A 12,361-nucleotide genomic window follows, 5' to 3' on the forward strand; every position below is an offset into this window, starting at 1 on the left:
CGATCTTGTAGTTATACTACAAGCCTGGCGACCTCGCACGGACAAACCGAATCGGAGTTCCCATGCAGAGCAATTGTTGCGACATGCTGGTTTTCGGTGGCACGGGCGACCTCGCCCTGCACAAACTGCTACCGGCCCTCTATTACCTGCATCGCGGTGGTCGTTTGCACCGCGACACGCGCATCCTCGCCCTGGCCCGCAGCCCCCACACACGCGCCGCCTACCAGGCCCTCGCCGAGCGCCATTGCCGCGCCCAGGTGGCCCGTGCCGATTTCGACGACGACACCTGGCGCAGCTTCGCCGAACGCCTGGACTACTTCCCCATGGACGCGTCGCAAAGCGCCGACTTCGGCCGTCTGGCCAAGGCCCTGGGTGCTGACCGGGAGCGCGTCAGGGTCTATTACCTGGCCACTGCACCGGACCTGTTCGAGGCCATCGCCTCGCATCTCAAGGTCGCTGGCCTGGCGGGCGCGGGTGCGCGCATCGTGCTGGAAAAGCCCATCGGCCATTCGCTGGCATCCGCCCAGGCGATCAATGCCGGTATTGGTGCGATGTTCGATGAGCCCCAGGTGTTTCGCATCGACCATTATCTGGGCAAGGAAACCGTGCAGAACCTGATGGCACTGCGTTTCGCCAATGCGTTGTTCGAGCCGGTATGGCGGGCCGCGCACATCGACCACGTGCAGATCAGCGTGTGTGAAACCCTGGGTGTGGAGAACCGCGGCGCCTACTATGACAACGCCGGCGCGATGCGCGACATGATCCAGAACCACCTGTTGCAGCTGCTCTGCCTGGTGGCCATGGAGGCGCCGGTGCGCTTCGATGCCGAGTCGGTGCGCAACGAAAAGGTAAAGATCCTCGAGGCCCTCAAACCCATCACTGGCCAGGACGTGCGCGACAAGACCGTGCGCGGCCAATACACCGCCGGCAAGATCGGCGGCCAGGAAGTGCCGGCCTACTATTTCGAGAAGAACGTCGACAACGACAGCGATACCGAAACCTTCGTCGCCGTGCAGGCCGAGATCAACAACTGGCGCTGGGCCGGCGTGCCGTTCTACCTGCGCACCGGCAAGCGCCTGGCTCGCAAGACCTCGGAAATTCTCATTCAATTCAAGCCGGTGCCTCACCAGCTATTCGGTAACGGCCAGGCCAACCAGTTGTTGATTCGTCTGCAGCCCGAGGAGCGCATCAGCCTGCAGCTGATGGCCAAGAACCCGGGCAAGGGCATGCGCCTGCAGCCGGTCGAGCTGGACCTGAACCTGGCCGATGCCTTTAACAAACAGCGGCGCTGGGAGGCCTACGAACGGCTGCTCCTGGACGTTATCGAAGGCGATTCGACGTTGTTCATGCGCCGCGACGAGGTCGAGGCGGCTTGGCAATGGGTCGACCCGATCATCAAAGGCTGGCAGCAGCATTATCAGAGCCCGCGTCCCTATGCGGCAGGCAGCAACGGCCCGGAACAGCTCCAGCATCTTCTGGAGCGGCATGGCCGCCAGTGGATTGAAGAGTCCGAATAAGTCAAATTTGCGGGCTGATACTTTCAGCCCGCACTTTTATGCAACCCGCCAATTAAGGCCATTAGCTGTAAGCCATTCGCTATCAATAGCGACGGATAAACCAGTCATCCGACCAAAATATCTGAACTCATTCGTCCCGCCGAGATGCATGAATAAGTTCAATTGTTCGCATCGAATCAGTGTCTACGGTGATAGTTAAAATTCATTAAATCTCGAGCCTATTTCACATTTACCTATAAACACATAAAATAATAACTTGCGTAAGTTTTCCTAACTACAGGTGACTATCTATTTTGTTTTAAATAACCTAATAGTAATCTTAATATATTTTTAAGCTCTAAAAGTTATTAATTTTTACTTTTCAAATGCCTCTCCGCCGCTAAGTTGAAAAATTGTCGAGTTCCATCCAGCGCAACTTCATATCGATATTGCCTGTGCAGGAAAGCAACTCGCTGAAGTTTCAAATTAGACAAAGGGAGATGCCTCATGGCAGTACAGGCGAAAGTCGCGCCCATCGGCCAACAGGTCGCTCAGGCAACCGAGCAGGTGGTCAGCAATACGCTGCCATTGTCCGAAAGCAGCCATGTAGCGCTCAATATCCCTCCCGAGGCAGTCACCCGTTATACCCGCGAAGAATCGGATCTCATCGTGCAGATGCACAACGGTGAGGTGCTGCGTATCGGCAATTTCTACGCACCCGCCGAGCAGCCCAGCCAGCTGTATCTGGTAGGCGAAGAAGAGCAGCTGGTCGCTGTGGATCTTTCCCAGGCCGCGGCAAGCGACGGCATTCTCGCTGCCTCCTACGCATCCGAAGGCACCCTTTCCGGCTTCACCTCGCTGACATCGGTGGCCGGCGCCGCAGGCGGTACCCTTGGCCTGGGCACGGCAGCGATTATCGGTGGCGTGGCCATCGTCGGCGGCGTCGCCGTGGCGGATGAAATCGACCGGCGCAGCGATAGCGGTAGCAACGATGGTGGTAGCTCGCAGCCTCCCGTCGATCCTGTGGATAACCAACCGCCGGCCGCTGCGACCAACCTGCAGCTCAGCCAGGACAGCCGGTTCCTCACCGGCAACGCCGAGCCCAATGCCACCGTCAGAGTGGACGTGAACGGCACGCCCTACACGGCGACTGCCGATGAAAACGGCGACTTCACCATTGCGTTCAACTCACCGCTGACAGGTGGCGAAACCATCACCGTGGTGGTCGTGGATGCTGCAGGCAATGCCAGCACACCGGCAACGCTGAATGCGCCGACGGTTGCCCAACCTTCGACGGTGGAGCCCAGCAACGGCGAGGAGCTGAGCGGCTCGGCAACATCTTTCTCGACGATTACCTTGATGCGCCCGAACGGCGAAGTGCTGGCCGTGACCACTGCCGATGCCAATGGCAACTGGTCGTGGACGCCGTCGCCAGCCTGGCCGGATGGCACCCTGATCGATATTCATACGGTGGCGCCTGGCGGCTTCCGGCCTCCGGTGATCCGCATAGTCATCGACAAAACGCCCCCAGCGGCACCCACCGTCGAGGCCAGTAATGGCGCTCAGCTCGTCGGCACTGCCGAAGCCAATAGCACCGTCAAGATCACGATCAACGGGAACACCGTTTCCGTCACCGCGGCGGCAGACGGCACCTGGTCTTATCAACCCGGCTCCACCCTGCCCGACACTACGTCCGTGACCATCACCGCCACCGACCGCGCCGGCAACGTCAGCCCGCCAACGAGCCTGACGATCGACGGCCAAGCGCCTAATCCGCCAACGGTCGGCAACAGCAACGGCACGGTTTTCAGCGGCACCGCGGAAGCAGGCAGCACGGTCATCCTGAGCAACGCCAATGGCGTCCTCGGCCAAACGCGGGTGGATGCCAACGGTAACTGGCATTTCACGGCCAGCCCGGCGATCGCCAATGGCGACGAGGTGAGCGTGGTGGCCCGTGACCCGGCCGGCAACACCAGCCCGCCGCAAACGGTGGTTGTGGATAACGCCCTACCCAACGCGCCGGTATTCACGACGAGCAACGGCACGGTGATTTCCGGCACGGCGGACGCCGGCAGCCTGGTCGTTGTCAGCGCGAATGGCGCCGAAATTGGCCGTGCCACAGCCGGCCCGGATGGTACCTGGTCGATTACACCATCACCCGCCCAGCCAAACGGCACGGTCATCACCGCTGTCGCCAGTACCTCCGCCGGCACCAGCGCCGCCGCCACGCTGGTCATCGACGCCGCGCAACCGCTGCCTCCCGACGTTCAACCAAGCAACGGCACGGAACTGAGCGGCACCGCCGAGCCCGGCGGCAAGATCATCCTCATCTACAACAATGGCGACCTGATCGGACAGACCGTCGCCGATGCGGACGGCAACTGGAACTTTATCCCTACCACTGCGCTTGCCGATGGTGCCAGCATCGAAGTCGTGGTGCGCGATGCCGCCGGCAACACCAGCGAGCCTACTGCGGTACAGATCGATCGGACACCACCGGCCGCTCCTCAGGTCGAGCCCAGCAATGGCAGCGTCCTGAGCGGCAGCGCCGAGGCTGGCAGCACCGTGGTGATCACCGGCCCAGGGGGAATCGTCCTCGCCGAGGTGCTGGCCGACGGCAATGGCGACTGGCGTTTCACACCGGATGCCCAACTGGGCAACGGCACGCCGCTGAGCATCACCGCCCGCGACCCGGCTGGCAACGTCAGCCCGCCCGGTACTGTGGTGATCGATTCCCAGGCGCCAGCGGCGCCAACATTGAACCCCACCAATGGCAACCTTCTGAGCGGCACCGCCGAACCGGGCAGCACGCTGATCATCCGCATCGGCACGTCACCCGCCACCGTGGTCGAAGTGCTCGCGGACGCCGACGGAAACTGGAGCCATGCCCCCAGCGAACCGTTAACCAACGGCACCTACCTGGAAATCAGCGCCCGAGACGCCAGTGGTAACGAAAGCGCCTCGACGACGGGCAGCATCGATGCTGCAGCGCCCGCAACCCCGGTGATAAATCCCAGTAACGGCGGCCTGCTCAGCGGTACCGCCGAGCCTGGTAGCACCATCACGATCAGCATGCCCGGCGCCCCCGCCCAGACCACGACCACCAATGCCGATGGTATCTGGACGTTCACACCGGCAACGCCAATTGCCAACGGCACGAGCGTCACCGTCACCGCTACCGATGCAGCCGGCAACCAGAGCCCCACCGCCAGCCAGACAGTCGATACCACGCTGCCGGCGAGCCCGACCATCGAGCCCAGCAACGGCAGCCAGTTCGGCGGTACGGCCACGGCAGGCGCGCTGGTGGTGCTGACCGGCCCTGGCGGCGTTGCGCTGGGCCAGGCTACTGCTGACGGCAATGGCAACTGGACGATCACGCCGCCTACCCCACAGCCCAACGGCACCAGTGTCAGCGCAACCGTGGTGGCCAACGGCGCCAGCAGCGCGCCAGCCACCACGGTGACCGACAATGTCGCGCCGCCCGTACCCACGCTGCAACCCAGCAACGGCAGCCTGCTCAGCGGAACGGCCGAAGCTGGCAGCACGGTGATTCTGACCGGACCGGGCGGCGCCGTTATTGGCCAGGCGATTGCCGATGCTCAGGGCAACTGGAGCTTCCAGCCGGCCACACCACTGGCCAATGCAACGCTGGTGAGCGCCAGCGCTCGCGATGCGGCGGGCAACGTGATCGGTACGGTCAGCACCACGGTGGATAACCTCGCGCCTCAAGCGCCGGTCATCCAGCCGAGCGATGGGACCCGGCTGGCAGGTACCGCCGAGGCCGGCAGCACGGTGATCATCAGCGATGCCAGCGGCCGGGTGATCGGCCAGGCGACTGCCGACGCCAACGGCAGTTGGTCGCTGACTCCGTCACCAGCACTGGCCGACAATGCCAGCCTCAGCGTGGTGGCCCGCGACGCCGCCGGCAACACCAGCGCACCTGCCAGCCTGACCATCGATGCGACAGCGCCCTCGATGCCCATCATCGAGCCCAGCAATGGAATCGTCCTGCGCGGTTTCGCCGAACCGGGTAGCACCGTTACCCTGCGCGACGGCGACGGCAACCTGATCGCCGCAACCACGGCCGCGGCCGACGGCACCTGGAGCACGACCCTCACCGCGCAACTCCCGGACGGCACCCGCGTCACCGCCACCGCAACGGACGCTACCGGCAACATCAGCCCTGCGGCCTCCCTGACCATCGACGGCGTGCCACCGGCGGCGCCCGCCATCAACCCCAGCAACGGTACGCAGCTGAGCGGCAGCGCCGAGCCCGGCAGCACGGTGATTCTTAGCGGTGCCAATGGTGCGGTGCTCGGCCAGGTCAGCGCCGACGCAGGCGGCAACTGGTCGTTCACCCCGGCCAGTGCCTTGCCCAACGGCACCCAGGTCAACGCCGTGGCCCGCGACGCAGCCGGCAACACCAGCGCCTCCAGCGGCGTGACCACCGACAGCGTCGCGCCCGCGGCGCCCACCATCGTGCCCAGCAATGGCGAACAACTGAGCGGTACCGGTGAAGCCGGCAGCCTGCTGATCATCAGCGTTGGCGGCGTGGTGGTCGGCCGGGTGCAGGTCAATGCCCAGAGCTCCTGGAGCTTCACACCCGACACAGCGTTGGCAGACGGCGCCGCGGTGAGCATCGTCGCCCGCGACCCGACTGGTAACCAGAGCGCTGCCGTCGGCATCACCATCGATGCCATGGCGCCCGACACGCCCACCATCCAGCCCAGCAACGGCGGCCTACTCCGCGGCAGCGCCGAAGCCGGCAGCACCGTCATTCTCACCGGGCCCGGCGGCGTCGCCATCGGCCAGACGACGGCCGACGCCAATGGCAACTGGTCCTTCACGCCGCCGAGCCCGCTGCTCGATGGCACCCAGGTCAACGTGGTGGCGCGCGACGCCGCCGGCAACACCAGCCAGCCCGGCAGCACCGTGGTGGATGCTCAGCCTCCCGCTGCGCCGACGATCTCGCCGAGCAGCGGATCGGGCGCGTTGAGCGGCATTGCCGATCCTGACAGCACGCTGTCGCTGACCATCGGCAATGCCGCGCCGGTAATCGTCCAGGTCAACGCGAACGGCACCTGGAGCTATCCCATCAACGGCCAATTGGCCAATGGCACCCAGGTGTCCGTGGTGGCCCGCGATGCGCTCGGCAACGCCAGCCCGGCGGCCATCACTACAATCGATGCCCAGGCGCCCGCTGCACCGGTAATCGACCCCAGTAACGGCACGCAGGTGACCGGCACTGCCGAAGCCGACAGCCTGATCACCATCACCGGCCCCAATGGCTTCAGCCAGACCACCACTGCCGATGCCAACGGCAACTGGTCGATCACCCCGGCCAGCGCCCTCCCCAATGGCGCCCGGCTGACGGTGACGGCCACCGACGGCGTGGGCAATCAGAGCCCACCGGCCAGCGTGACGATAGATGCAAGCCTGCCACCGCGCCCGACCATCGAGCCCAGCAACGGTGGCGAACTCAGTGGTACCGCCCTGGCGAGTGCCACCGTGCAACTGACCGACGGGACGGGCGCCGTCATCGGTCAGGCCGTCGCCGACGGCCAGGGCAACTGGACGTTCACCCCGCAGACGCCGCTGGCCAACGGCACTACCGTCAACGCCACGATTACCGTGGCTGGCCTGAGCAGTGCGCCGGCCTCCACGGTGGTCGACGGCGTCGCCCCCGACGCGCCGACCATCGCGCTCAGCAACGGCACGCAACTCAGCGGCAGCGCCGAAGCGGGCGCTACGGTGATACTCACCGGCTCGGGCGGCGTCAGCATCGGCCAGGTAATCGCGGACGCCAATGGCAACTGGACCTTCACGCCCACGCCCGCCCTGGCCGATGGGCTGGTGGTAACCGCCGTGGCACGGGACGCCGCCGGCAACAGCAGTGGCTCGGCCACCACCACCATCGATGCACAACCGCCGGCCACTCCGACGATCGATGCCAGCAATGGCGTACGGGTCACCGGCACCGCCGAGGTGGGCATTACCGTGGTCGTCAGCGATGCCAGCGGCCGGGTGATCGGCCAGACCACCGCGGCAGCCGATGGAACCTGGACGCTGTCACCCTCGCCGGCCTTGCCCAATGGCACGGTGGTCAATGCGGTCGCCCGGGACACGCTCGGCAACGCCAGTGGCTCGGTCAGCACCACCGTCGACACCGTGGCGCCAGTAGCGCCGACCATTTCGCCCAGCAATGGCGTCGAACTCAGCGGCACGGCAGAGGCCGGCAGCACCGTGCTGATCACCGGCCCTGGTGGGGCGACCAATGGCCAGGTAACGGCCGACACGGCGGGCACCTGGAGCTTCAAACCCTCTCCAGCCCTCGCCGACAGCACCGAGGTAACAGTGGTGTCACGTGATGCTGCCGGCAACACCAGCCCATCCGCCAGCACCGTGATCGATGCCCAGGTGCCCGAGCACCCCACCATCGAGCCGAGCAACGGCCTGACTCTGAGCGGTACGGCGGCGGCCGGCAGCACCATCATTCTCACCGGCGCCGGTGGCGTGCCGATCAATAGCGGCCCCATCACGGTTGGTGCCGATGGCAAGTGGAGCGTTATCCTGAGCCCGGCCCTGCCGGACGGCAGGCTGGTTACCGTGGTGGCCCGCGACACACTGGGCAATGAAAGCGCGCCAGCCAGCATCCTGATTGATGGTGTTGCACCGCTTGCCCCGGTGATCGCGCCGAGCAACGGCCAGGTCATTACCGGCACCGCCGAAGCTGGCAGCACCGTGACGATCAGAGCCGGGGGCACCGTGATCGGCACGGCGGAAGTCGCCGCCAACGGCAGTTGGACGTTCAATCCGGACAGCCCCCCAGGCAACGGCACCAGCATCACCGCGACGGCGACGGATGCCGCAGGCAACGTGAGTTCACCGTCGGCCGCCGTCACCATCGACACCCAGGCACCGCAGCCGCCCACACTACAACCCAGCAACGGCATCGTCCTGAGCGGCACGGCGGAGGCCGGCAGCACGGTGATCATCTCCGCTGTGGGCGGTGTCGTCATTGGTCAGGCGGTGGCCGATGGCAGCGGCAACTGGTCGTTCGTACCGCCAGTGGCCCTCACCAATAATACCCAGGTCACCGTGGTGGCCCGGGATGCGGCCGGCAACACCAGCGCGGCGGCGAGCCTGGTGATCGACACCGTACCGCCTGCCGCTCCGGTCGTTCAGCCGAGCAATGGCGTGCTGCTCAGCGGTACGGCCGAAAGCGGCAGTACGGTGATCATCACCGGTCCGGGCGGCGTGGTCATAGCCGAAGTCGCGGTGGGCCCAGGCGATGCCTGGAGCTTTCCTGTCAGCACGCCCTTGCAGCATGGCGCGGTGATCAGCGTCAGCGCTCGTGACGCGGCGGGCAATACCGGCCTGGCCGCGACCATCATCATCGATGCGCTCGCCCCCGTCGCACCGACCATCGAGGTCACCAACGGCTTGGCGTTGCGCGGTACCGCCGAGGCGGGCAGTACGGTGACGCTCACCGCCAATGGCAACACCATCGCCACCTTGACGGCCGACGCGGGCGGCAACTGGAGCTTCACGCCGGGCACTGCGCTGGCCAACGGCATAGTGGTGAGTGTCAGCTCGCGGGATGCAGCCGGCAACCAGAGCCCGATCGCGACTACCACGGTCGACAACGTCGCCCCGCTCGCGCCAGTCATCGCCGCCAGCAATGGCATGGAAGTCAGCGGCACCGCCGAGGCCGGCAGCACGATACGGCTGAGCGTGGGCGGGGTGCAGATCGCCACGGTGGCCGTGGACGCCAATGGCAATTGGTACTACCAACCCACGCTGCCGCTGGCCGACAACACCGTGGTCACGGCTATCGCCGTGGACGCTGCCGGCAACCTGAGCGGCGCCGCCAGCGTGACCGTGGATGACAGCGTGCCCGACCTGCCCGTTGTGCAGTCCAGTAACGGCAGCGTGCTCAGCGGCACGGCGGAGCCAGGCAGCATCATCACCATCCGCATCGCCGGTCAGGCAGATGTACAGGTCAACGCCGATGCCACCACGGGCGCCTGGTCACAGACCTTCTCACCCGTCATCCCCAATGGCACCTCGGTCAGCATCACCGCTACCGATGCCAGCAATAACGTCAGCGCGCCGGCCATCGTGGTGATCGATGGCGTGGCACCTGCTTTACCGACCATCATGCCCGGTAACGGCACCGTGCTGAGCGGCACCGCCGAAGCGGGCAGCACGGTGATTCTTACCGGACCGGGCGGCGCCGCTATCGGCCAGGCAATCGCTGACGCTCAGGGCAACTGGAGCTTCACACCGCTGGCGCCGCTGACCAATGGCACGCAGGTAAGCGTGGTAGCACGCGATGCTGCCGGTAACAGCAGCCCGCCCGCCAACACGACCATCGATAACGTGGCACCTGCCGTCCCGACCATCCAGGCCAGTAACGGCGTGGTGCTGGCCGGCACGGCCGAAGCCAACAGCACGGTGATCCTTACCGGCCCCGGCGGCATCCGCATCGGTACGGCGAGCACCGACGGCGCCGGCAACTGGACTTTCACATCGAGCCCGGCCCTGGCCAACGGCGTGGTGGTGACCGCCGTCGCCCGTGATGCCGCCGGCAATACCAGCGCCTCGGTCAGCACCACGGTCGATGCCGTGGCGCCCAACGCGCCGCTGATCCAGGCGAGCAATGGCACCTCACTCAGCGGTAGCGCCGAGGCCGGCAGCACGGTGCTTCTCACCGGCCCAGGCGGCACGCCCATCGGGCAGGCAACCGCCGCGGCCAACGGCACCTGGAGCATCACGCCATCCAGCCCACTTGCCAATGGCACGGTAGTCAACGCGGTAGCTCGCGATGCAGCTGGCAACACCAGCGGCTCGAGCAGTACCACCATCGATAGCGTCGCGCCTGCCAACCCGACCATTCAGCCTAGCCGAGGCCTGGTGCTCACCGGCACCGCCGAGGCAGGCAGCACGGTGATCCTCACCGCCAGCAACGGCGCAGCCATCGGTACGACCACCGCTGCCGCCAACGGCACTTGGAGTGTCACGCCGCCGGCACCACTGGCCAATGGCACGGTGGTCAACGCCGTAGCGCGCGACGCGGCTGGCAATACCAGCGGCTCGACCACCACTACGATCGACAGCCAGGCGCCAACTGCACCCAGCAACCTGTTCGTCAGCGCCGACGGCACCCTGCTCACCGGTAGCGCCGAAGCGGGCAGCCAGGTGCGTATCGTGGTCAACGGCAACGTGGCCAACCCGATCACGGTCACGGCCAACGCCAGCGGTACCTTCGCCGCCGTGCTGATCCCCGCGCTGGTGGCAGGCCAGGCGATCGCCGTGACCGCAACCGATGCCGCGGGCAACGTCAGCGTGTCGGCGGGCACCAATGCGCCCAACCTGTCGGCACCGATCATCAGCGTGCCGGAAGCCCTCGACACCTACATCAACGCGGCCGAGGCCGCCGACGGCATCCAGGTGCGCGTCGGGCTGGCCACAGGCGTGCGCGCCGGTGACACCGTCACCCTCACCTACACCGGTGCCGGGGGCTACACCTTCAACCAGACCCACACCGTTACCGCGGCCGAAGTGCTGGCCGGCAACACCGTGGTGTCGGTAGTGCCACCGGCAGGAAGTTTTCCACAGGGGGCCGCGTCGGTCACCGCACATATCAACAACGGCGCCAACTCTCAGGCCGCGAACTTCACGGTCGACACCATCGCGCCGTCTTCACCGGTACTGAATCTGGTTGGCAACCTGCTGACCATCTCGGGCGAACCGAACAGCGAGCTGACCGTGCGCATCGATCTCGGCGGCACGGTGGCCACCGCCACGGTCACCGCCAACAACGCCGGGATCGCCTCGGTGAACCTGTTGAGCGGCCTGAACATCGGCCTGACCTGGGACCAGTTGCTCAGCGCCCAGGTGTCCGTATCGGCGCAAGACCAGGCCGGCAACCAGAGCAACGTGGTAGCCCTGGGGCTGGGTAGCCATCTGCAGCAGCAGCCGATCACCCTCGGTAACCTGGCAGTGGACGCCAATCTCAGCCTGCTGAATCTGCCGGCCGCCCGGCTCGGCATCAGCGGCAAGACCGTGGCGGGCGCCGCGCTGGCCGTCGAGGTGCTGACCCCGGCGGGTTACATCGGCCTCACGCCACTGGCGGCCGATGCCAATGGCAACTTCTCCATCAACCTGCTCAGCGCCAGCGTGCTCAACCAGCTTGGCCTGTCGCTGACCAACCTGCTCAACCTGGGCCCCGACCTGGCATTGCGCATCACTGCCACGTCCGCCGGCAAGACCACCGGCCTCTACACCGTGGACCTCGACCCGCTCGGCCTGTTCGGCCTGACCATCGGCACCGTGCGCGTCGACGGCACGGCAGCCGACGACATCCTCTCCGGCAGCGCCACCATCGCCAATGAACGGATCTTCGCCGGCAATGGCAACGACCTGATTCTCAACGTGGGGGCCGGGGATCGCGTGGACGCCGGGGCCGGCAACGACACCATCCAGATCCGCGCCACCAATTTCGGCAGCATCGACGGCGGCGCCGGCTTCGACACCGTGGTGTTCGACGGCGGCATCGACATCAACTACGGAGCCGCCGGCATCGGCACGTTCAGCAATATCGAGCGCATCGACCTGGGCACCGGTGACTCGGGCAGCACCCTGACGCTGACCGCGGCGGCGGTGGACGCCATGACCGATTCGCGCAACACCCTGCAGATCACCGGCGAGAGCAACGACGTGCTGAACATCGGCAACAGCGCTGCCAAGACCGGAACGCAGTTGATTGAAGGCATCGTCTACGACGTCTATACCTACGCAAACACCACGTTGCTGGTGGAAGAGAACACAGTACAGGTCGTGGTCAGTTGATAGGGAAATCG

General features: G+C 65.7%; 2 protein-coding genes. Both read left to right on the top strand.

From position 1 onward, the window contains the following. Positions 1-62 precede the first annotated feature (62 nt). A complete protein-coding gene (zwf, locus tag BVH03_RS19575) occupies positions 63-1,517 on the top strand; it encodes a glucose-6-phosphate dehydrogenase (RefSeq protein ID WP_075962745.1) in 1,455 nt (484 codons plus the stop codon). 486 nt (positions 1,518-2,003) lie between these two features. Continuing rightward, entirely contained in the window at positions 2,004-12,350 is a 10,347-nt protein-coding gene (locus BVH03_RS19580; RefSeq protein WP_075962746.1) for an Ig-like domain-containing protein, read from the top strand. Positions 12,351-12,361 lie beyond the last annotated feature (11 nt).

Source organism: Pseudomonas sp. PA15(2017), assembly GCF_001945395.1.
Taxonomy (GTDB): domain Bacteria; phylum Pseudomonadota; class Gammaproteobacteria; order Pseudomonadales; family Pseudomonadaceae; genus Aquipseudomonas.